The organism is Limnothrix sp. CMB-01 (assembly GCF_055193175.1).
Window position 1 is genome coordinate 129,057 of sequence record NZ_CM143720.1, and the last position, 21,989, is coordinate 151,045.

The 21,989-nt window shown below is 55.0% G+C and carries 17 protein-coding genes; 5 read left to right on the plus strand and 12 right to left on the minus strand.

What is annotated here, in order from left to right; all coding sequences use genetic code 11:
• The first annotated feature begins 79 nt into the window (after positions 1-79).
• Positions 80-496, plus strand: coding sequence for a hypothetical protein (locus ACZA91_RS00565; protein ID WP_143473013.1), 417 nt, complete (start codon positions 80-82; stop codon positions 494-496).
• Between the two features lie 255 nt (positions 497-751).
• Here the strand turns inward: ACZA91_RS00565 and ACZA91_RS00570 are convergent, their stop codons facing one another.
• Positions 752-1,477: a calcium-binding protein gene (locus ACZA91_RS00570; RefSeq protein WP_190527392.1), complete on the minus strand. Its 726-nt coding sequence runs from the start codon at positions 1,475-1,477 to the stop codon at positions 752-754.
• 218 nt (positions 1,478-1,695) lie between these two features.
• Here ACZA91_RS00570 and ACZA91_RS00575 point away from each other — a divergent pair, with 218 nt between their 5' ends.
• Positions 1,696-1,884, plus strand: a complete 189-nt coding sequence (locus tag ACZA91_RS00575) for a hypothetical protein (protein ID WP_463184181.1) — start codon at positions 1,696-1,698, stop codon at positions 1,882-1,884.
• 31 nt (positions 1,885-1,915) lie between these two features.
• On the opposite strand, the gene bchH is transcribed toward ACZA91_RS00575, so the two are convergent.
• Positions 1,916-5,803, minus strand: a complete 3,888-nt coding sequence (gene bchH, locus ACZA91_RS00580; RefSeq protein ID WP_463184182.1) for a magnesium chelatase subunit H — start codon at positions 5,801-5,803, stop codon at positions 1,916-1,918.
• Positions 5,804-6,230: 427 nt separating this feature from the next.
• On the opposite strand from bchH, the gene ACZA91_RS00585 reads away from it, so the two are divergent.
• Positions 6,231-7,205 carry a hypothetical protein gene (locus ACZA91_RS00585; RefSeq protein WP_190354981.1) on the plus strand — a complete coding sequence of 325 codons (975 nt, stop codon included), beginning with the start codon at positions 6,231-6,233 and terminating at the stop codon, positions 7,203-7,205.
• Positions 7,206-7,255: 50 nt separating this feature from the next.
• Here the strand turns inward: ACZA91_RS00585 and ACZA91_RS00590 are convergent, their stop codons facing one another.
• The 8 genes from ACZA91_RS00590 to ACZA91_RS00625 all read right to left on the minus strand — a co-directional run bounded on the left by ACZA91_RS00590 (position 7,256) and on the right by ACZA91_RS00625 (position 17,410).
• On the minus strand, positions 7,256-8,572 hold the full coding sequence (locus ACZA91_RS00590) for a hybrid sensor histidine kinase/response regulator (protein WP_190527396.1): 1,317 nt from the start codon (positions 8,570-8,572) through the stop codon (positions 7,256-7,258).
• A gap of 465 nt (positions 8,573-9,037) precedes the next feature.
• A complete protein-coding gene (locus tag ACZA91_RS00595; protein ID WP_463184185.1) occupies positions 9,038-12,211 on the minus strand; it encodes an ATP-binding protein in 3,174 nt (1,057 codons plus the stop codon).
• Positions 12,212-12,341: 130 nt separating this feature from the next.
• Positions 12,342-13,196, minus strand: coding sequence for an SDR family oxidoreductase (locus tag ACZA91_RS00600; RefSeq protein WP_463184187.1), 855 nt, complete (start codon positions 13,194-13,196; stop codon positions 12,342-12,344).
• 161 nt (positions 13,197-13,357) lie between these two features.
• On the minus strand, positions 13,358-14,005 hold the full coding sequence (gene hisIE / locus ACZA91_RS00605; protein ID WP_099533290.1) for a bifunctional phosphoribosyl-AMP cyclohydrolase/phosphoribosyl-ATP diphosphatase HisIE: 648 nt from the start codon (positions 14,003-14,005) through the stop codon (positions 13,358-13,360).
• A gap of 221 nt (positions 14,006-14,226) precedes the next feature.
• On the minus strand, positions 14,227-14,910 hold the full coding sequence (locus ACZA91_RS00610; RefSeq protein WP_099533274.1) for an ExbD/TolR family protein: 684 nt from the start codon (positions 14,908-14,910) through the stop codon (positions 14,227-14,229).
• Positions 14,911-15,102: 192 nt separating this feature from the next.
• Positions 15,103-15,792 carry a GDYXXLXY domain-containing protein gene (locus tag ACZA91_RS00615; protein ID WP_463184189.1) on the minus strand — a complete coding sequence of 230 codons (690 nt, stop codon included), beginning with the start codon at positions 15,790-15,792 and terminating at the stop codon, positions 15,103-15,105.
• Between the two features lie 3 nt (positions 15,793-15,795).
• The gene (locus ACZA91_RS00620; RefSeq protein WP_463184191.1) at positions 15,796-15,957 is read right to left on the minus strand and encodes a hypothetical protein; all 162 of its coding nucleotides are present in this window, start codon (positions 15,955-15,957) and stop codon (positions 15,796-15,798) included.
• Positions 15,923-17,410, minus strand: coding sequence for a DUF2157 domain-containing protein (locus ACZA91_RS00625; RefSeq protein ID WP_463184192.1), 1,488 nt, complete (start codon positions 17,408-17,410; stop codon positions 15,923-15,925). Before ACZA91_RS00625 ends, ACZA91_RS00620 begins: the two co-directional genes overlap by 35 nt.
• A 464-nt stretch (positions 17,411-17,874) precedes the next feature.
• Between ACZA91_RS00625 and ACZA91_RS00630 the strand changes: the two genes are divergently transcribed.
• Complete coding sequence (locus ACZA91_RS00630) at positions 17,875-18,117, plus strand: hypothetical protein (protein ID WP_190354973.1); 243 nt, start codon at positions 17,875-17,877, stop codon at positions 18,115-18,117.
• Between the two features lie 155 nt (positions 18,118-18,272).
• On the opposite strand, the gene ACZA91_RS00635 is transcribed toward ACZA91_RS00630, so the two are convergent.
• Together ACZA91_RS00635 and ACZA91_RS00640 are read right to left on the minus strand one after the other, a co-directional pair.
• Complete coding sequence (locus tag ACZA91_RS00635; RefSeq protein WP_099534417.1) at positions 18,273-19,862, minus strand: NAD(P)H-quinone oxidoreductase subunit 4; 1,590 nt, start codon at positions 19,860-19,862, stop codon at positions 18,273-18,275.
• Positions 19,863-20,332: 470 nt separating this feature from the next.
• A complete protein-coding gene (locus tag ACZA91_RS00640) occupies positions 20,333-20,719 on the minus strand; it encodes a peptidoglycan-binding domain-containing protein (RefSeq protein WP_158234495.1) in 387 nt (128 codons plus the stop codon).
• Positions 20,720-20,945: 226 nt separating this feature from the next.
• On the opposite strand from ACZA91_RS00640, the gene ACZA91_RS00645 reads away from it, so the two are divergent.
• Complete coding sequence (locus ACZA91_RS00645; protein ID WP_463184194.1) at positions 20,946-21,845, plus strand: hypothetical protein; 900 nt, start codon at positions 20,946-20,948, stop codon at positions 21,843-21,845.
• Positions 21,846-21,989 lie beyond the last annotated feature (144 nt).

Below are 21,989 nucleotides of genomic sequence, written 5' to 3' on the forward strand. Positions count from 1 at the left end.
CCGGCGATTCATGAGGAATTTTTGAAAATCGCATGAAAATCGCATGAAACTTGACAGCTCCGCTATTGCCCACAAAGCTATGCAACATTTACCCGAAAGCATTAGCGACGCAATTAACACCAGCGAACTCGGCGCGTTGATTGCTGAACACCGCAACACCCTGTTGTGCGAATTGTTACGCCCCATGCTGGATACCCTCGATCGCGAAGGCATCCAATTTTCTGCCGTGTTGCGTGCCCTGGCCACCGTGGCCAACGAACGCAGCAGCCAGCTTGAGGCCCTGAATGGATCGAACCCTTGGGAGCGCTGCAATAAGCTCTTGCACCAAGCCCGTGCCAGCGCTGAAGAGGCCGAACGCGCACTGCGCCCCAAAAGCCGCACCAGCCCCCGATCGATCGCAACTCCCGCCGCGATCGAACTGCGGGAAACCCGGCCCTCCTTGGACGAGCTGCCCGAAGAAGAAGCCTGGGCCCGAGAGCTACTGAGTGAATCCTGAAGACAAGGGGCTGAAGCCCCTTGCCCGCAATTTACCCTTTACCCGCCATTGGCCACTGATGCCACCGGTTGGGCGTTGATCCCATTTGGTGTTGATCCCATTTGGTGTTAGTGCCATTAGGTATTGATCCCACTGGGTGTTAACTCCATCAGGTATTGATCCCATCAGGCATTAATCCCGTCAGCGGAACCCTTAGCCTAAACAACCGGCTGAAAGGTTAGTTAGACAGTCGGCCGCAAGGTCGGCCTAGTCGGCTTAAAAGTCCGTATTCACGAACTTACCGGCCAGCTCGGTGGGCGTTTTGCCCAACACCAGACCCAAGGTTTTGAACACCCCATTGTCGTTGAACGTAATCGCCGTGCTGGGTGTGGAGCCGCCGCCGGAATCCGTCAAAGTGATCGCCAGCAGTTGCAATTGACTTTCCTGCAAGCCGCCGGTTAGGCCGATGCGATCGTTTCCAGTGCCAAAATCCACGATGAAATCTGCGGCGATCGCCCCGCTGGCATCGGCCACTGCCGCCGTGTCCCGCCGCAACACCAACAGATCATCGCCAGCCCCGCCGGCCAGGGTATCTTGGCCCAGATCGCCCACCAGGGTGTCATTGCCCTCTTCGCCATTCAGGAAATCGTTGTCCTGACCACCCCGCAGGATGTCGTTACCCACGCCACCCAAAATCAGGTCATTGCCCTTGTTGCCGCTGAGTACGTCATCCCCGGTGGAATTGAGGCCATCACCCACCAACAGATCGTCACCCTGACCACCATAGAAGGTGTCATTGCCCCCCAAACCATAGAGGCTGTCGTTGCCCAGGTTGCCGTAGATGATGTCCGCTTGGGCACTGCCGGTGATTTGGTCATCGCCCCCCAAACCCCGTACGCCTGCCGGGGTGGTGCGGAGCACTTCCGCCGACAGCGAGCTAGTGGAGAAAAAGTTATTGGTATCGTCGAGATCGTAAAACGGGGGGTTAGGGCCAATAGCCATGATTACAAACTCCTAATCGATGAATAGTTCCGGAACTGGTTAGCCTAGGGACTGTTTAGCCGTTGAGCCTTGGATTAGACCGCTGTGGGGGCTAGTTCGTTCATGGTGTGCAACCAGTTCCTCCAGAAACTTGAGCACGATTTGTGCTCCCGCTGAACTCAGCCTTGAATTCCGGCCTTGAATTTCAGATTTCAACCCGTAAAGTCCAGTCTTGAATAATGACTGGCATTGGCGGGCAAATCAGCACGATCGCCCTGAGAAGTTTCCCCCCCAGAGATCGTGCCATTAGTGGCGGTCTTGTCGGATCCGGGTTAGGGCTGGGGACGCTGACGGCGGCGTTGTCGTTCCCGATCGCGCGATCGCGGCCCTGGTTGAACGGGGGTTCCGGTTGGGGGCATTTAAATTGAGTGGCCAATTGAGTGGCTGATATTGAGCGGCTTACGGATTGGTTACTCCCTCCAAAGCCGCATCGGTTTCGTCGTAGAGGGCTTGTAGTTGGCCGACCACAGCCTCATCGGCGGCCCAAAACCCACGGCCATTGGCTTCCAGCAAACGACCAACAATGTTGCGGAAGGCTTCCGGATTGGCGCGGCGCAGGCGATCGGCCATGGCTCGATCGAGGGCGTAGGTTTCGGCGGCTCCGTCATAGACCCAGCGATCGGCAAAATCCGTGGTGCCGCTCCAACCCAACAGGGCCGTCATCCGTTGGGAAATTTCAAAGGCCCCGCCAGAACCCTGGGCGGCCATGGCTTCGGCCCACTTGGGATTCAGCAATTTGGTGCGATATTCCAACCGCAAGAGGCTGTTTAAGTCGCGGGGTTGGGTGTTTTTGCCGAAACTTTCCACAAAACTTGCGGTGACGGGGCGCTGTTGCTGTTGTTCGGCGGCACGCTTCAAGGCTCCGGTGTTGGCGTAGTACTCCTGGATATCCGTCAAGCCATATTCCACGGAGTCGATTTCCTGGACAATGCGCCCAGTGGTGGCCAAGAGCCGATCGAGCACTTCTGGGCGGGCTTGCCCCCGATCGCGCCGACCGTAGCTAAAGGCATTGCGCGATCGCCAGGTTTGGGCTAGCTCATCACCAGACTCCCAATTTCCATCATTGACGCGATCGTTCACAAGGGAGCCAAAATCCCCCGCCGGGTTTGAGAAGAGCCGAGCACTGGGATTTTCAACCCCTTGGGCCTGAAGCTCCAGGGCATGTTTACGAATGAAGTTTTGTTCGATCGGTTCATCGGCCGCCGCTGCCCGCACAAACAGATCATCCAAAAGTTCCAAAATATTGGCGAAACTGTCTCGAAAAATGCCCGATAAATTAGCCAACACATCAATTCGAGGACGACCCAATTGAGCCAGAGGAATTAACTCATAGCGAACAATTCGGCCCGTGCCTTCCTTAATTGGTTCCGCGCCCACTAATTCCAACAAAATGCCCAAGGATTCACCCTTGGTTTTAATGGCATCCAAACCCCAAAGCATCACGGCAATGGTTTCGGGATAGCTGTCCGGTTCCTGGCCATGTTCCTGTTGGTGTTGGGCAATCAATTGCTGGGCGATCGCCTTGCCCCGTTCGTAGGCTCCTGGGGAGGGCATTCGGTAAGGATCAAGGGCGTGAATATTGCGGCCCGTGGGCAATGCGCCGGGCCCGTCCCGCAACAGGTCTCCCCCCGGTGCGGGCGGAATATATTCCCCATTCAAGCCCCGCAATAAATTCGTTAACTCATCGGTATTTTGGTTGAGCAAATCCCGCAAACGAATGGCTTCTTGAATCCGTTCTGAGACCTTGGGATCCAACTCAAACGATCGATTGGGATATTCCTGCTGGAACCAGTATCGATAGGCATTCAGGGGGCGATCGAGGTCGGATCCTTGGGCGATCGCTTCCAAGACCGATCGGGGTAAATTCGCCTCAAAATAGGCTTCCAAATAGGACAATAGTTGCTCGGCATTGGGTGCAGCTCCCAACACATGCAACCCACTAGAAAAAAGGCGTTGTTCTAGTTCTCGCAGGTATTGATAAACCCTTGCAAAGTAGCGATCGAGCAAATCGGGGCCAAACAGCTTCAGGGTTTCCGCACTCAACTCCACCCCCAATTGTTGTGCTTCCGGCAGCGGACAATCCCGATCGAGTCCCGTGTCAATTAACCGTTGGGCGATCGCATCCCGCAGGGCCGTATTCGCCTGCGGATCCTCGCGATATTCCGCAATTAAATCACGCAGATTCACCAATTCCTTATACAAACCTGCTCGCCCATAGAGAGGCACATTGTGGGAAATTAACACCCCATAGCCCCGGCGTTTTGCCAAGATCGACTCCGAAGGATTATTCGCCGCATAGATGTACAAATGGGGCAGATTTCCCAACAAAATATCTGACCAAGAATAGCCCGTATTGCCCAAGGGAGATCCCGGCAACCATTCCACCGTTCCATGCATTCCAAAATGGACGATCGCGTGGGGTTGCCAAACCCGCTGCAACCATTGATAGAACGCAGCGTATTGGGGATGGGGGGTCAAGTCTCGCTCAAACATCAAGCGCATGGGATCGCCTTGCAAACCCAAAGGCGGCTGCACCCCAATCCAAACGTTTCCAAAGTAAACGCCCCCAATGTGCAACTCATCCCCAAAGGTTTTAATACCCGATTCCGTGAGACCACCCCACTGTTTTTGAATCCGAGAACTGCCGAGATATCCTAACCATTGATCAAGGATTTGAGCCGGAACCCAGCCATCATTCAAGGGAGCCTGGTGTGGGTGCGATCGGGAAGGATGGCCCAAAGACCAACGATCATCGGCAGCTTTCACCTGTTGAATAATCGCCTCACCATCGGTGGGCAATTCACCCACATCATAGCCTTGAGCTTGCAAAGACTCCAGCAGTTTCAAGAGCGATCGGGGAACATTCAACAGGGCCGCTGTTCCCGTTGCGCCATACCCCGGTGGAAAGCCATATAAAATGATCGCTAACTTGCGATCACGTGGTGGAGCTTTGCGGAGTTGAATCCAGTTTTTGACGCGACTGGTTAACCGTTGAACACGCTCCGGAATCAGGTAAATATCATCTCCAACCAAGCCACCCAAGGGCACAGTATCAATTGCCCCGTCTAACTCCGGCAGGGCATACAGCACCACACTTTGGAGACCACCAATTCCCTGTCTTGTCCAGGATTTTAGGTCTTGAATGAGCAAAGGAGCGGCGACTAAATAGGGCACATTTTTAGCCGCTAAAATCCGCTGAGCCACCGCCACCTGTCGCCCAGCTTCCATGGAGCCAGCGGGGCCGCCCACCAGCGGAAACCCAATTGTGGAAACAATTGCATCCACCAACACCGCATCAGCCGCCAGGGATTTTAATTCCCGATCGCCCTGGGCCCGTTGTTGCTGTTCATGGCTGGTGGTCAGCCAATCTCGGACAATCACATGGGCTTCCACGCCATTAATAAAAATGGGCAGGGGTAGCAAACCAGCCGCTTCAAAATGGCGAATCAGTTGAGGAATATAAGCCTGTTGCGTCACCACATGTTTTCGGTAGAGCAAAATGGCTACTACCGGGCGATCGTGAGCAATTTTGGAGGCTTCCATTGTCGATTGCCCCGAATGATCAAGATGATCAGGATGATTAATTGGAGGCTCCGACAACTGGGGCGATCGTTGTTGACGATACCAGTTCAAATAATCTTGAGGATTCAAAAAATAGCCCGCATATTCAGGGTGCAATAACCCCATATTGGGCGTTTCAATGGGTGGGGCAATTTCCCCGATCGAGAGATCCAAATATTTTTCAGCCAAAATCCAGAGCATGGCGGCCACATTTTCCAAGCCACCAGCATTCCAATAGCCATAGATAATTAGCCAATTGCGCAGATCTTGTACCTTTTGAATCGGCACAAATTTCAGCAGCTTGGGCCCGGTTTTTAAAAAGCTGAGATAACCAGCCAGTCGATCTTCTTCTCGGCCGCTGGAAAATTTACTGAGAATAAACTTCACAGGCTTTGGCATTCCCGAAGGCTTGTCACCAATTTTGAACGCCCCAATCTGAGTGAGGGAAATTAATTCCAAAGCCGACTCAAAGACCAAACGAATAGGGATATGTTGCACTCGATCGCGCAACCAAAGCACCTGCTCATAGTCAAAAATTAGGCTGGCAAAAAATACATCGGCTTCTGCTAAAGCTGCGGCCACCCGATCGGGTTGTTCCGTAATGTCACGATCGGTAAAAGTGGTCACTTGCAATTGAGGACAACGCTCGATCGCCCGGTGGGCAGCTTTTCGGTACAAATCGGCGTTAAAAGTCTCGAACCCAGCAATGAGAACAATGCGCTTCATGGTGATGGAGGGTAGTGCGAGCGGAATTTAACGCAGGAGATTGGCAATCGATCAGTAATCGATCGGCAATCAATCAGTAATTGATCGGCAATCGATCAAAAACCAACCAAAAGTTCATCGAAAACCAACCAGACATTGATCGGAACCCGATCGAAGCTTGATCAAAACTGAACCGGCCCTTGACCGGAACTTGACCAGAACTTGACCAGAACTGAGGTCGATCGCCCCTTGGGAGCCAGGCGGAGCCACTTGTTAAGCTAGCATCACCTGACTTTTCGCTGGGCTGTTTCCCTGGGGCCCTGTCGTTCAATCGAAACGCAATTGCCATCGCCCAAAGACTCCGATCCCTGGCCGGCAGCGGTGACCAATTGCGCCCCAGCCTATCTATTTTGACGAAATTTTTACGAAACCTGGACTGGAGAAACCCATGATCCCCAACTTTTTCCCCACATCCCAAAGTCCTGAGAGTGATGCTGCCGGTGCTGCTTGGCAAAAGGTGGCGATCGCCGTGGTTCATGGCATTGGAGCCGGTGATCCTGACTACAACAGCGGCAAAGCTGACCAACCGGAATTTATTCGCAGCTTGCAAAATAATCTAATCGATCGCTTCAGTAAACTAGGCATTTCTGACAAGGAATATCATCAGCGGTTCGTGATGGCTCCAGTGTATTGGGCAACGGTTTTGGAAGGAAACCAACAGGACTTGTGGGCCCGATTCCAGCGCCAAAGTGCCATGAATTGGGATCGAATCCGAGAGTTTATGGTGTCCTTTGTTTCCGATGCCATTGCCTATCAGGTTAGTCCGCGCGGTCGCCATTCCTATCACGCCATTCATCGATTTTGTGCCCAAACTTTGCACACCCTGGCCCAAAAAGCTGGCCCCAAAGCCCCCCTCTGCGTGATTGGCCATAGCCTTGGTTCGATCGTTTCCTATAACTATCTTCTGGATTTGCAAGCGGAATTTGGGAACAACACCGAAGCAGAATCGCTCTTTCGAGAATCGGTGTTGCGTCAAGTGGGCAATAGCCCCTTGGAACGGGGTGAAACCCTCAGTTTGTACTACACCTTGGGCAGTCCCTTGGCCCTTTGGACACTGCGCGATCGCGATGGGGGCTTGCCGATTCAGTTTCCGGCCCCCCGCCTGACAGAACATTATCCTCAACTGAACTCAGCCACCGAATGGGTGAATGTTTACGATTCTGATGATGTGATTGCTTATCCATTACGACCCATTAATTCAGCTTTTCAACGGGCAGTGAAGGAAGATTTGAACGTGAACGCGGGAGAAGTTTGGGAAAGCTGGAATCCGCTTTCTCACAATGGCTATTGGAAAGATCCAGAAACGGGCGATCGCATCGCCCGATCGCTCCTGAACCTATCTCGATTGATCAATGGCCGCTGATCAATGGCCGCTGATTAGGTTTCTGATTAGGTTTCTGATGAAGTTTCTGGTTAGGGCTGAGTAACAGGAATTTCGAGAATGAACTTAGCGCCGTGACCCATCTGAGATTCACAATCGAGCCGACCACCGTGGCGATCGACCACGATTGAACGGGCGATCGCCAGCCCTAATCCTGTGCCAATACCCGTGGGTTTCGTGGTGAAAAATGCTTCAAACAACTTCTGCTGCACCTCCGGTTCAATCCCTGGCCCATTATCAGAAACGATAATTTGCACCCATTTTTGATTCAGGGATCGGGTTTGAATTTTAATTTCCGGTTCCAAACCGCTCATGTGCTCCCAGTCCAAGTCATCCAAGGCATCGATCGCGTTAGCAATCAAGTTCATGAAAACCTGGCTCATTTCCCCGATCGAACATTCAACGAGGGGTAATTCCCCATAATCTCGAATGATTTTAAATTCCGATCGGCTGCCCTTGGACTTTAATCGATGGCGCAAAATGATGAGGGTATTTTCCAACCCTTCATGCAAGTCCGCTGGGGCGAGCTGTTGATTGCCCATTCGCGAAAAATTGCGCAAACTTGCGACCAAATCGCGGATTCGATCGGTTCCCAAACGCATGGATTCCAAAATCTTTGGAAAATCCTCCATCATAAAAGGCAAGTCCAAATCCTGGGTTTGGGTTGCCAAATCCGCTGGCGGCTCTGGATAGAATATTTGATAGAGCTGCAAGACATTCATCAAGTCTTCTGCATAATTACAAGCATGAACCAGATTGCCATGAATAAAATTCACAGGATTGTTAATTTCATGGGCCACTCCCGATAGCAATTGTCCCAGACTGGATAGTTTTTCTGCCCGCACCAAACTAAGGTGGGTGTCTTGCAAATCCGCCAAGGCTTTTTCCAGGGCCGCTGTGCGCTCAGCCACCCGAATTTCCAATTCTTGATTGCGATCGGCTAAGGCTTTGGTGAGGGATTGCAAACGCAAATGTAAGCGCACCCGCGCGAGGACTTCATCTTGCTGAAAGGGCTTGGTGATATAGTCCACAGCCCCTAAATTGAGACCACGCACCTTATCATCCACTTCCGAGAGGGCGGTCATGAAAATGATGGGAATGGCGGATGTTTGGCTATTGGCCTTCAAGCGGCGACAGGTTTCAAACCCGTCAATTCCTGGCATCATCACATCCAGCAAAATCAAATCTGGGGTTGCAAAATTGACCCGATCGAGCGCCACTTCTCCAGATTGGGCGATCCAAACTTCAAACCCCGCATCATCTAATAAATCAGACAGCAAACTAAGGTTAGCTGGCATATCGTCCACAATCAGAATCGTGGGACGATTTTCAGCGGCATCGAGGGACATGGCTCAAGGATGGAAGGTTTTGCAGTAAAAAGGGTGCTGGGAGAATTGAAGGATCGCCATTTAAGAATCGCCATTTAAGGATCACCAATCACTTGACCAATTGCTTGGCCAATGAAATGACTGGGCCCATGAAGCGCTGGATCGAAAGTGCTGAAAATCAGGTTAAGGCATCAACAATCATGAACTAATCATTAAGAACAAGCAAGACTTTTCCTGGGAAGATTCTGAATGGCTGGTCTTGCCGGTTTTTGTGATGAATTATGATCCCGGGGATCATAAATGCTTGATGATTTGAACGGTTATTGCGCTCAACTTCATGATCCTCAGAAAGTTTCAGAAAGTTATTGAAGACCTTTGATGGTCTCTATTCTCTCGAAAAAAGCTATTTTCAGCAATTTTTCAGCCAATTAATTGACCGGAGATCCCGATCACCCGTTTCTGTTTGGTCTAACGCTTCCTTCCCCGTTAATTCGCGCTCGATCGCCCCGGCGCTTGACTTAAAAGTTCCAAAATCCCCTGATCGTTAAACGCCTGGGCCAGGCTCTTGAGCTGTTGGGCAAAGGGAGCAAGGGTTGGATCCTGCTCTGCCAGGGCTTTGGCTTGGCGCTTCAGGGCGTTGAAGTTGCCTTTGCGGGCCAGGGTTTCGAGCTGCTCCAACAACTCGGGGTCGATCGGGTAGTCAATCGGGTAAATGAGTGCATCCGGGGGCAGGTCGGGTTCCGCCGCCGACTGCGCCAAGGGTGACGGGGCGATTGCACTGGCTTCATAAACCCAAACCAATTGCAAGTGTTTTTGCAGCAGGTGCAATAGCTCGTGGGTTTGCACCGGTTTGGGCAGAAAGTCGCTGCCACCCGCGTCCAAGCTTTGTTGTCGATCGCTCTCAAAAACACTGGCAGAGGACACAATAATCGGCAATTGCTGCAACTCAGGATGGCGACGAATCAGATCAATCAGGGTGTAGCCATCCAAGTTGGGCATTAACAAATCCGTAATCACCACCTGTGGGCGATGGTGCTCCAAAAACTGCCAAGCCATAGCCCCATCTTCTGCTTCCTGAATCACAAACCCGATCGGCTCCAGCATCTCCCGCAGCACGGCCCGGTTTTCCCACTTGTCATCCACCACCAGCACTTGGGGCGCATCCCCTTGAATGCCAACAATTTGCCCCTGTTGTGTCATGCGGGAATGGCGGCTCCACTCGGCCGCCACCGGCAAGGACACTTCAAACCGAAAGCTGCTGCCGACTTGGGGTTGGCTCGCGACGGTAATTTGGCCGCCCATCAGCTCCACAATTTGTTGGGAGATCGCCAGCCCCAGACCCGTGCCCTCCGTTTGGCGCTTGGTCTCGCCCACCTGCTCAAAGGGCAGAAAAATGCTGCTGAGTTGATCTGCTTCTAGGCCAACGCCCGTGTCTTGTACTTCAAATTGCACCCGATCGCCCCCCATGGCCAACACACGCAGGGTGACCGTGCCGCTGTCCGTGAACTTGATCGCATTGCCCAGCAAGTTGAGCAACACTTGGCGGAGACGCTTTTCATCGGTGCGGATGCCTTCCGGTAAGTCATCGGCGATTTCTTCCGCGAATTGCAACCCCTTCAGTTCCGCTCGCAGACGGCACATTTCCGTTACGCCACGCAGAAAGGCCCGAAAGTGAAATTCCGTGGGGTGCAGTTCCATTTTGCGGGCTTCGATTTTGGCCAAATCCAGCACATCGTTGATCAGGGTCAGCAGATGAGTGCCACATTGGTGAATCACGCCAATTTTGGCCAGTTGCTCTTCGTGCAAATTGCTCGATCGCTGCAACACCTGGGCATAACCCAAAATGCCGTTCAAGGGGGTGCGCAACTCGTGGCTCATGTTGGCCAAAAATTCACTCTTGGCCAAATTGGCCACTTCCGCCGCTTCCTTGGCTTCCGCCAGGGCTAGTTCCGCCTGTTTGCGGGCGGTGATATCAAACAACACGCCGCTAAACACAACCGTGCCGTCATCGGTGCGCCGGGGGGTGGAAGCGCCTTGCCACCAACGGAGGGAACCATCGGGACGAATCAACCGAGCCTCATAGGCCCATTCCGTGGGGTTGTCCACCACGCGGCTCACAGATTCGATGTAGCCGTCCCGATCGTCCGGGTGGATGGCACTAATAAACCGGCCCAGGTCGGCCATGAATTCTTCGGCGCTGAATCCCGTTAGCTCGCTGACGCGATCGCTCATGTAGTCGATCGTCCATTGGCCCTCGTGATTGCTGAACTGAAAAATGGCTCCCGGAATATTTTGGGCAATGCTGCGCAGACGGGCTTCGCTGGTTTGCAGGGAGGCTGTGCGCTCGGCCACCCGTTCTTCCAGGGCTTGGTTGCTGGCGGCCAATTCCTGAAAGGACTGTCGTAACTGCTGGGTCATGGTGTTGAAGGCCCGAGCCAGTTGATCCGTTTCGGCGGTTCCTTCCGTCATCACCACCTGATCGAGCTGATTGGCGGCCACGGCATCGGTGGCCGCACAGAGTTTCACCAAGGGCCGCGACACCTGCCGCCCAATCCACCAACCCAGCCCGATCGCCACAGCCAAGGCCAGCAACATGATGGTGAGGATGTCTCGACGCGCGGCCATCACCGGCTCCGCAAAGTCGGCTTCCGGAATCGCCGTCACCAACAACCAGTCCAAACCGTTGCGATCGCGCAGGGGCGACACTTGCACCAGCAACCGGGTTTGCTGGGTGGGGCCAATGAATTTGGTTGTGAGTTGGGTGGTTGGGGTGTTGGGCGGAATGGCGGCCCAAGTGCCAAAGCGCTGTTCAATGGTGGTAACGGCCGCTTGCAAAATTGAATTTTTGAGGTCTTTGGCCCGAATTCGTTTTCCTTCCGGGGAGATTGGGTCGTTGGTGGAGGTGGCAATCACCTGGCCCGATCGCTCCACAATGGCCGCCACCCCGCTGTGGCCAATATTTTGGGCCCGCAAAAAAGTGCTGATTCCTTCCAAGGCCAGGTCAGAGGCAAACACCCCCACCAGTTGTCCGGTGCGATCGTACAGGGGTTGCACCGCTGAAATGCCCAATTCCCCCGTTCCCGAAAAGGCAAACACCGAAGTCCATTGGGGTCTGCGGGCGGCAAGGGCCGTTTTGAACCAGGGGCGATTGCGCACATCATAGAGCTGGCTGTCTTTGAGGACGCGCCGCCCTTGGCGATCGACCTCGATGGTTCGCCGCAAGCCCGATCCCAATCGATCGCTCCGTTTAATTAGGGTGCTGCTGGGCAATTCCCGAACTTCCAAGGAGCCACCAACCGCTGTTCCAAATTCCGTGGTGGTGACCAGGGGAAACAGTTGCAACTTTCCGTGGAAATAGGTTTCCAGCGCTGAAAAATCTGTCAACTTCACCTGATCAGCCGCAAAAGCCTGCACATGGAGCTGATTGAGGCGCAACGGCTCGCTCAGGTATTGATGCACGTAGGTTTGAATTTGCCGATCGACCTCGGAGCCAAGACGATTCATCAGCGCATCCACGGCCCGTTGTCCTTGAACGAGCACCACTTGCCCCGTTAGCCCCACGGCCACCAACGCTTGCAAGGTCGTGACCAGGACAATTAATTTGCTCAGGGGCCAACGGGGCGATCGGGCAAATTCAGGTGCAGAGCCAGATTCAGTCACAGTGAAGATACCGAGTCAGGGGGCAGCGGGCCAGCGGCGGGCCCATCCCCATCATCGCCGTCCCCTCCCCCCAACTGCCACCAACCGGCCCGATCGCCACAGCCCGATCGCCCAGCTCCTGATCAGGGCCCTACAGCGGAATCGTGACCGATCGAAACTGGTAACCCGCTGTTTTGAGTTTTTGATTGGAAACCCGCGCATTGTAAGGACGCTGGGCCGATTCCGCCGGATTCCAAGTCACCCCCGGCCACCCTCGGCGGCGAAAGGCCCGATCGAGCAATTCCGCTTGGGTCAAGGGTTCGTCATGCACCAGGTTATATAGCCCCGACAACCGCGCCGCTCGGGCAAAGGCGATCGCCCCCACAATGTCATCCAAATGGATCCAATTACTCCAATCTTGGCCACTGCCGGGCCGCCCTTGGCCACTGGCCGATCGAAAAATATCCGCCACCTCGCGACCGGGCCCACAAATGCCCCCCAGCCGAAACACACAAACAGCCAAACCGTCCCGCGCCGCCCCCAACAACACCTGCTCGGTTTCCAGCAAGATTTGGCCATTGTCCGTGGTGGGCTGGGGCGGCGTGGTTTCATCCACCCAAGCCCCACCCCGATCGCCATAAACCCCATAGCTGCTGGTGTAGATCACCTGGCGCAGTTGGGGCAATTCAGGCAACAGTTGCGCCAGGGTTTGGGCGCTGTGCAAATAGGTTTCCCGATAAATGCCCGATCGCCGGGGCCCCAAACAAACCAACAGCGTGGTTTGCCCAGCCAGGGCCGACCGCAACCCCGCTTCATCGTCCCCCCGCAAGCAAAGGGCCCGATCGCAACAATCCGCCAGCTCCGCCAAGCGATCGGGTGTGGTGGTCGTGCCGGTGACGGTCAATCCTTGCGATCGCCAATATTGCGCCATTGGCCGGCCCACATAGCCACAGCCCAAGATCATCACCGACTCCGACCCTGAGCGATTGATTGCAGCGTCCATCATGGAAAACATGGGAGATCAACAAAAAAATCCACAACAGGAAATCCACAACGGGAAATGAATCCCAAGCTCGAAACAGCAATCACCTAAAAAGTAACCACCCAAAAAGCCATTACTTACAAAGCAATTACCCAAAAAGTAATCACCCAAAAAGCAGCGAGCCTTTAACCGCGTCGTTCCTGAAGCTTGCGATAAACCGCTTTTAAATCCACCTGATGATGGGCGATCGCCACCAGGGTGTGATAAAACAAATCCGCCACTTCTGAGGCGATCGACTCCGGATCATCATCCTTACAAGCCATCACCACTTCGGCCGCTTCTTCACCAATTTTTTTGAGGATTTTGTTATCCCCACCGGCCAACAATTTGCAGGTATAGGACTCAGGATTCGGGTTGGCCTTGCGCGATTCAATCACCTGAAAAACCTGCGACAACGTATCAGCAGGCGGCGGAACCACTTGCCCATCCACTTGATGGAAACAACTGCGGGCCCCCGTGTGGCAAGCCACATCCCCAATCTGTTCAATGGTCATTAAAAGGGCATCGCTATCGCAGTCATAGCGAATGCTTTTGAGCTTTTGAATATGTCCGGAAGTTGCGCCCTTGTGCCACAGTTCTTGGCGCGATCGGCTCCAGTACCAAGCCTCGCCAGTTTCCAGGGTTTTTTGCAAGGATTCCGCATTCATCCAAGCCATCATCAACACTGTGCCATCCAGGTAGTCTTGGGCGATCGCCGCGACTAATCCTTGTTCGTTGTAGGCGATGCGATCAACTGGAACGGCACGGCGCAAAGCTTCAAGATCGGTGGCCATAGAATCGCTGCTGTGAGGGGGTGAGGATTGGGCAAACCATTGGCCCTCGGGCGCAATGTTGCAGCGCCAACCGGCCGCCAAATGGCAGGACAAATCATAGCAACTTTCCATCGCTTCCCCGCTGCGGGGCCGATCGAGTTCCGCCCGATCGCCCAACCCAAGGGCCCATCAAGCGCCTCGATTAACCCAACCGGATGATCTGCCCGCCCTTGCGCCGTCCGTTAGGGCTGAATCGGCAGTCGATCGCCCGGTTGCGCCGGAGCCGGTGACTGGTTGGGTAACAAATACGGCTGATTCAAACCATTGCCGCCCAAGCCGGGGTTATTCGGGCTGCTGGGATTGGAATTATTGGGACTGGAATTGCTGGGATTGGAATTATTAAAGCCAGGGCTATTGAAACCCGGATTCCCAAAATCGCCCCCCTGACTCGGATCGTTGGGCACGAGGGGCTGATTGCCGAACGGGTCGAAGTTGTCAGCCGGTCGCTGGGCTGGGTTTTGGCCGCTGGGCAAGGTGGCCAGAGCCACCCGATCGCCCCCAACCGATCGCAGCAAGTCCAACACCGCCACCACATCGCTATAGAAAGCCGACTGGGAGGCATAGAGGACGATTGTCCCGTCGGGTTGGGCTTGCTTAAAGGCTTGCAGTTGGGTCAGCAGCGCCTCTTTGGTCACCGGGGCTTGCTGAAAATACAACTGACCGGCGGGGCTGAGGGCCACCATCGCCAACTTGCGCATCTGGGGCTGGCCTGTGCTGGCTTGGGGCAGGTCTACCCCAATGCCCTGTTGGCGCGTCAGCCCGATCGCCGCCAGGATAAAAAAGGTCAGAATGCAGAAAATCACATCGATCAGCGGCACGATCTCAATGCGAATTTCTTGATCGGACGAGTCGAGGTTGATTTTCATAAATTCATTCAGAAATTGGTTCAGAAATTCATTCGATTATGCGAATTAATGGCACGATCGGCACTGCAAATCTGGGCATCGAAATTGATACAGCCTTGACCTAGCGCAATGGATCCATGAGGTCGCAGATGCCATGAAGTTATGGGTTGGTGGGCATTGCCCACCCTACAGGCTACTACTTCGCAACCATCTTTAAAACTGATAGCGATCCTGCTCAATCCAAAGGCTGTGGGCCACGGCCTGCCCATCAGCACCCACGCGAATTTCCACCACAAACGGCAAGGGGCGATTGGTGCGGGGACGTGCCCAATTCATGCGGTTCACACCATTGATTTGGTCATTGATTTGATCCCGCTTGGATTCGTCCATGTAATAGGTTTCCAGGTTGTAGCGGGGCATGGCGGCCATAATTTCACCCCGCAGGGCCACTTGGTTGACGGGCAGTTGGCCCGGGCGATCGGGACGAATGGCCACCGGTTGCCAGGGCTTGGGTCGATCGGGCGGTTGATTGGGGTCTTCGGTGGCGGTGTTGGTCGGTTGTTGCAAAATCAGGTAAAACTCCCGCCGTTCATAGGGTAGTTGCGGTTTTTGTTTTTGATCTCGATCGGTGGCGATGGTTTCCCAGCCGGGCAGCTTTTCCAAAACGCTCACCTGGCTAATGTCATAGCTGAGGGTTTGGGAATAGCCCCGCATCCAGTCGTAGGGATCCACCGGGCGGGTTTGCAACACCACAGATCGCCCCCAGTAGTAGGTCATGGCCGATTGAGCTGGAACCCCGATCGCCAGGCCCAACTGCAACAACATCGGGATCCAAAATCGCCAGCCGGCTGCCTTCGGAGGGGGACTGTCTGGGGCGATCGGGGAAATCAGGTCTTGGGTCATGGTTCAGGCTTCCAAAATAAATGACAGGGAATTGATGAAGGGCAGGGAATTCACGGGAACGGGGTTGTGATGAGCGCTGATTTGGCAGGGCGATCGGGGTGCATCACTAGCGATCGCAAGTCCCGATCGCTCACGATCGCGCCGTGGGGGAAGAATTCGACCCATTCAGCGTTTGCACCGATCGCTCAAACCACAAGCCCGCCGCAATTACCCCAACACCACAGAGCACAAACACCAGCGCCTTCAGCAGCAAATCTGTGTTGTACTCCAGCATCCGCGTCCAAATATCCAGCACCAACAGCAACAGACCGCTCCAAAAGGCCAAGCGCCGCCCGTCCGATAGCCCCTCGCGCACCAGACCCACCCCCAACAGGAACAGGCATACATTAGCCAGGAAGGTTCCCAAATTGGGCAGAGCCGCCACGTTGTAGTGCCAACCCAAGGTCAACCCCAACGACAACACCAGGGCCCAAAGCACCGCGTCGGTGAGCCATTGATCGGCCCCCATGGCCGTGCCGCGACCCCGCCGCGCCCACATCAGCACCGCTGCCACGGCCGCCACGGCCACATCCACCGCCAGCCAGGGGACGAATTGCGCTGGGTCATAGATATTGCCATCGGTGGAGGAACCGCTTTGGCGACCGGAACCTTCCCAGAAAAACCAGAAGCTGGTGAAGTAAAACGTGCCCATCAGCCACAGGATGGTCAAATTTTGGGTGATGTTTTGAAAATTCAGTGGCCTTGGGTCGATCGCCCCACCGGGCACGAGCCAATGGCGCAAAGTCCGGGGCAGCGGCAACCGCAGCCACCAACGTTGCACGGCCGGCCAAAGTCGATCGCGATATCCCCAACCCAAAGCGAAGGGCAGCGCCAAAGACAACACACTGGCAACCCAAGGGTGCATCAAGCTCCACCAAAAGTTGGTTTGCAAGGTTCCCAACGTGAACAACCAAGCCAAGCCAAACAAAAAGCGCGATCGCGTCACATGGGCCAGGGGCAAAAAAGCCAGGGCACTCACCAAGGGCATATGCTCCGCCAACGCTCGCTGCCAACTGGGTTCCGGCTCCCACCAGTCATAGAGACCCGACCAGTAGCCCACGATCGTCAAAATCAACGCCAGCAACCCCAAAGGCATCAACCGCAGCCCGATCGCCATGGTCAACACACCGCCGCCCCAAATGAAGTAGAGGCTCGATAAGGGGCCGCCCTGGTGAAACATCTGAGCCGTCAAGGCCAAATTCGCCCCCAACAGCAGCCCACCCAACAACAGCAGGGCTTGGCCCAAGCGGCGTTGCCCAGCCAACCGAGGAGCGGGCGATCGCCACAAATAAAACCCCAAAGCTTGAACGCCCAACAGGGCACTCAACAACACCCCCACCCGAAACGCCCGGGGCCATTGCTGCCAGTTGGCGGCCACAAAGGTGATCACCCCCAACCCCAACAGCACTCCTCCCAAACACAACAGGATGGTCACGAAGCGGTTACGGGCCCCCTGATCGAGGGTTCGGAACTGATAGCGATCGGCTAGGCGATCGAACTGTTCCGGTTGCAGCAAGCCATCGGTCACCCACTGGCGGGCCTCCTGGCGCAACTGATAACGAAAGCGCTCGGTAATCACGCGGTCAATCCTCCCCTAATTGCGGGCCAACGCGATCGACAGTCTCCCGGCCTGTCCGGGGGGCATGATTCAACAACCATGACCGAGGACAGTGGGACAATTCTTAGCAACAAACGGTTGATGAAACTTAGGGTTCAAGGGCTGGCAATCCCCGATGGGTCAATGTTCCCAGCCCGATCGCCCCGATGGCATCCAATCTGGCATTTCTCGAGTCGATCGATCCATCCCCTGTGCCACCTGCCCTACGGGCCGACCTCAGTTCTTGTCCCAAATCCGTGCCCAAACTCGTTGAGGGGCGATCGGGAAGCTACACCGACCAGGTTTGGAAAACACGAAGGATTTTCAAAGTCAACTGATTGTAAATATTTTTTACGAAATGTTATTGTTATTAACAACAACGCAGCGCCCAACCGGCCCCCACCGCGCTGTTCTCCCCCATCTCTACCCCCCCCTCAAGGACTGTTATGAAGACCGATCTAGACTTCTCGAATCGTTACCTGTTGGATTCCGTCGTCTTCCGCCCCGACTTCAACTCAACGGGCGAAACCATCAACCTCAATCAAGCTTGGTCTCTGTTTTTCACAGCGGGTCGCGAAGATAAGGCCCTGGGTTTCAATGCCGAAACCGGACGCTTTTTCACCAACATTCTCTTCGCCTTGGCGGCCGCAGGGGCCCTGTGGGGTCTACTCTTCAGCAGCACCCTGTAAATAATGGCTGCGGAGCTTTTCCCGCCTCGAATCCCCAGCAGCGAACCTGCAATGAGAATCGTTAAAACTGACAAGAGCCGGGCCACACGGTGGCCCGGCTCTAAATCTATTGAGAGCGTCCTGTTGGGAGCGTCCTGTATCTCAGGAGTTCCCCCCTAGGGTTCCAGGGCGATCGCCGGAGCCACCAACGGTTTTGCGCCCGGCATCAGCCCGATCGACTGTGACTCCCGACTCACCAAGGTTGGCACCGCGTCTCGCAGCCGTGCCGTTAGTTGCACCGTTGTTGAGTCATAGATCTGGGTCAACAGCTTGGGATAGAAGCCAATGCCAATGATCGGAATCAGCAGACAGGCGATGATGAACACCTCGCGCGGTTCCGCATCGATCAGCACCTCGTGGGACACCAATTCCTGATTTTCCGGGCCGTAGAAGATTTCCCGCAGCATCGACAGCAGATAAACCGGCGTGAGAATCACCCCCACCGCTGCCAGGAAGACCACAATCACCTTAAAGGGCAACGAATAGGCATCACTGTTGGCAAAACCCAGGAACACCGTTAGTTCTGCCACAAAGCCGCTCATCCCCGGCAAGGCCAGCGATGCCAGCGAGCAAGCCGTGAACATCGAGAAAATCTTGGGCATCTTTTGGCCCACGCCGCCCATTTCATCCAGCATTAGGGTGTGGGTGCGATCGTACGTGGCCCCCACCAGGAAGAACAGGCTCGCCCCAATCAACCCGTGGGACACCATTTGCATCATCGCGCCGCTGATGCCCAAGTCCGTGAAGGAACCCAAGCCAATCAGCACAAAGCCCATGTGGGAAATCGAGGAATAGGCAATTTTGCGTTTCAGGTTCCGCTGGGCAAAGGAGGTGAGTGCCGCATAGACAATGTTCACCACCCCCAAAATCACCAACACGGGCGCAAAGGTGGCGTGCGCTTCCGGCAACATTCCGGCATTCATCCGCACCAGGGCATAGCCACCCATTTTCAGCAGGATGCCCGCCAGCAGCATGTGGACTGGAGCCGTGGCCTCCCCGTGGGCATCGGGCAACCAGGTATGCAGCGGGAAAATGGGTAGTTTGACGGCGTAGGCAATCAAAAATCCGCCGTAGAGCAACAGTTGCAGCGTGTGGCCGTAGGGTTTGAGGGCCAGCTCCCGCATATCAAAGGTGACCGTATCGCCGTAGAAGGCCATGGCCAGGGCGGCAACCAAGATAAACAGCGAGCCACCAGCGGTGTAGAGGATGAATTTGGTGGCGGCGTAGAGGCGTTTTTTGCCACCCCAAATCGACAGCAGCAGGTACACCGGAATCAATTCCAGTTCCCAGACCAGGAAGAACAAAAGCAAGTCCTGAACGGCAAAGACGGCGATTTGACCGCCATACATGGCCAGCAGCAGGAAGTAGAACAGTTTGGGCTTGAGGGTGACGGGCCAGGAGGCCAAGATGGCCAAGGTGGTGATGAAGCCCGTCAGCAGGATCAGGGGCATGGAGAGGCCGTCTGCGCCCACTGACCATTTCAGGCCGAGTTCGGGAACCCAGGTGTAGCTTTCCACCAGTTGCAGTTCGGGGTTGCCGAAGTCGTACTGGGTACAAAAGGCATACACCAACAGGATGAAGTCAATGAGTCCTACTCCCAACGAAAACCAGCGTACGGTTTTGCCGTCTTTGTCGGGCAACAGGGGCACGATCAGGGCGGCGACGATGGGGAGGAGAATGGAGGTCGTCAGCCAGGGAAAGTTCATAGGAAGTCTTGCGTCGCTAGGTGCGATCGCGACTTGGCAAAGCGTTAGTGGGTGCGTTACTCAAAGCGTTGAGTGGTGATGGTTTTAGCCATCTCTGCTGACAGTGTAAGCAATGGGATCGATCCCGTGGCGATCGCTTAATACTTTGGTTACAAAGCACTTTGAACTCTTTAAAGTTCCGTTGCAGTTTGTGGCTATTTCCTAATTTTTTGCTATGCAGCTTTTGGCAGGAATTCCCCTTGCGGGCGCGATCGCTTTTGGAATTTATTAATTCTTAAGAATTGATCAAGGTTAACGTTTGTTGATTAACGCCTGCTACTTAACCCTTGGATGCTTTCTTCCCCTGGGTTTTGAGTCTTCAGTTTGGAGTCTTGGACTTTGATTGTGGAGACTCTGGGAAAAATTGGGGGAATTTGGGATCTCGGGAAGCACCTAACTCTTAAGCTTCTGCGGTCGATCGCCCCAAGGCCCTAGCGATCGGGGCGGGCAGGGGGCCGGCAGTTGGGATTGGGCAGCAGAGCATCCCAAGTTTCGGCGGTCACTTCACCACTGGGATCCAGTTTTTGGGTTTCCTGAAAAAGACGAACAGCGTTGGCTAAGGCGGTGTCGTAGGTTCCGTCTGCGGGGCCTTGATAGAACCCCAGGAGCGCCAAAATGCCCTGAAGTCGGCGCACATCGCTGCCACTGTCACCGGGGCCCAAGTTGGGCAGGGGTTCCCGACGCGGCGGGCAGTTGGCCCAAGCGGGCCCCATGCCCAGGCTGAGACTGATGCCTAGGCCGATCGCCCCCAGGCTCAGGAGCATTCCCAGCCGGGTGAAGGCAATTGCTTTTCGGGCCGATGCAGGATTTGGAGCCATGGCCAGCCTGGGACAATTGAAATGTTCGAGAATGGAAAGGAGGCGGTTCCAAGCCATAGGGCTAATTAACAGTTAGGCAATGGTTCAAGAACGAATTCTCGGCCGCACAGCGGAGCATCGGGAATCAAGGGTCAAGCTTGGACGGTTTTTTGCCATCCATCTTGAATTGGAGATCCCTTAGATTAGAGATTCGCTCGTCGCGCGATCGCGCTGGATTTGGCAAATCATGAGTTTTGGCGATTGGCCCGTCAGTTTACACGGTCGATTTGAGGGGGCCCTTGTGGGAGGTTTGGTGGCACTTCACCAGCTCGATCGAACCTGGGAGCGCGATCGACGCAATTTGGACGCGGCTTTGCAAGGGGCCCTCCAATTGTCAGAGATCGTTGGCGCACAGGCGGGCCCGGATCCGGGGCTGTTGGCCTTGGCCTCACTGGAGCCGCTGATGGCGGGGCCGGGCGATCAGTTGGGCTTGGCCCTGTTGCCTTTGCTGTTGCGCTGGTTCGATCGCCCTTTGGTGTTGCGCCAACTGTGGACTCAGGCGATGGATCAGCCTTTGCCCGAAGCGGTAATTTTGGGGGCGGAGGTGTTGGCTTGGGTGTTGGTGCATCCCAATGCTGCCACGCTGGAATTCTCCCAGGGTGATCGAGAGGAAACCGAGTTCGATCCTGCGCCCCATGCGACCCATTCCACTGCTCTCTCCAATGCCCTCTCCAATACCCTGTGGCCGTCGGTGGTCAACATTCTCAGCGATTGGCAAACGTTGGATCGATTGGCCCTGGATTGGCCCCAACGGCTGCGGGCGGCCACGCCGGAAACCTTGCCTATTTTGGTGGCACTCCATAGCCTGCGATCGAGCGGTGGCCGCTGGGCCAGCAGTTTGGCCCGCTGCCAACAGCAGTCGGCCAGTGCAGTTGTGTGGTCGGGGGTGTTGGTGGGTGCGGTGGGGGGCTGCGCGGCCATTCCGGCCGATGTGGGGGCAATTGTGCCCGATCGGCTGCTGACCCGGGCCATTCAGGGATCGCAGATGTTGATCGATCGCTGGTCGGGTCGCTTGCCCCAATATCCCCTAACCGACTCGATCGCGGAGGGCGATCGCCTGATTACCCATTTCAGGGTGGGACGCTGAGTTGAACGCTGAGCAATTGCACCCCGCAAAATCCGCAACTGGGGACGATTCAGCCAAAATTACCGATAAAATGCCCTACGCTTCAATCAACTGAGATACTGCCAAGATGCCACCCCAATCCCGCCATGGGGCGATCGGGTGGTG

Coding starts and splice junctions, on each gene's coding strand:
- ACZA91_RS00590 (WP_190527396.1), bottom strand. CDS start 8,572: ATGTCCCTCGATGCCGCTGAAAATCGTCCCACGATTCTGATTGTGGAC.
- ACZA91_RS00630 (WP_190354973.1), top strand. CDS start 17,875: ATGAAGACCGATCTAGACTTCTCGAATCGTTACCTGTTGGATTCCGTC.
- ACZA91_RS00635 (WP_099534417.1), bottom strand. CDS start 19,862: ATGAACTTTCCCTGGCTGACGACCTCCATTCTCCTCCCCATCGTCGCC.
- ACZA91_RS00600 (WP_463184187.1), bottom strand. CDS start 13,196: ATGATGGACGCTGCAATCAATCGCTCAGGGTCGGAGTCGGTGATGATC.
- ACZA91_RS00615 (WP_463184189.1), bottom strand. CDS start 15,792: ATGACCCAAGACCTGATTTCCCCGATCGCCCCAGACAGTCCCCCTCCG.
- ACZA91_RS00585 (WP_190354981.1), top strand. CDS start 6,231: ATGATCCCCAACTTTTTCCCCACATCCCAAAGTCCTGAGAGTGATGCT.
- ACZA91_RS00575 (WP_463184181.1), top strand. CDS start 1,696: ATGACTGGCATTGGCGGGCAAATCAGCACGATCGCCCTGAGAAGTTTC.
- ACZA91_RS00620 (WP_463184191.1), bottom strand. CDS start 15,957: ATGGGTCGAATTCTTCCCCCACGGCGCGATCGTGAGCGATCGGGACTT.
- bchH (WP_463184182.1), bottom strand. CDS start 5,803: ATGAAGCGCATTGTTCTCATTGCTGGGTTCGAGACTTTTAACGCCGAT.
- ACZA91_RS00640 (WP_158234495.1), bottom strand. CDS start 20,719: ATGGCTCCAAATCCTGCATCGGCCCGAAAAGCAATTGCCTTCACCCGG.
- ACZA91_RS00645 (WP_463184194.1), top strand. CDS start 20,946: ATGAGTTTTGGCGATTGGCCCGTCAGTTTACACGGTCGATTTGAGGGG.
- hisIE (WP_099533290.1), bottom strand. CDS start 14,005: ATGGCCACCGATCTTGAAGCTTTGCGCCGTGCCGTTCCAGTTGATCGC.
- ACZA91_RS00565 (WP_143473013.1), top strand. CDS start 80: ATGCAACATTTACCCGAAAGCATTAGCGACGCAATTAACACCAGCGAA.
- ACZA91_RS00610 (WP_099533274.1), bottom strand. CDS start 14,910: ATGAAAATCAACCTCGACTCGTCCGATCAAGAAATTCGCATTGAGATC.
- ACZA91_RS00570 (WP_190527392.1), bottom strand. CDS start 1,477: ATGGCTATTGGCCCTAACCCCCCGTTTTACGATCTCGACGATACCAAT.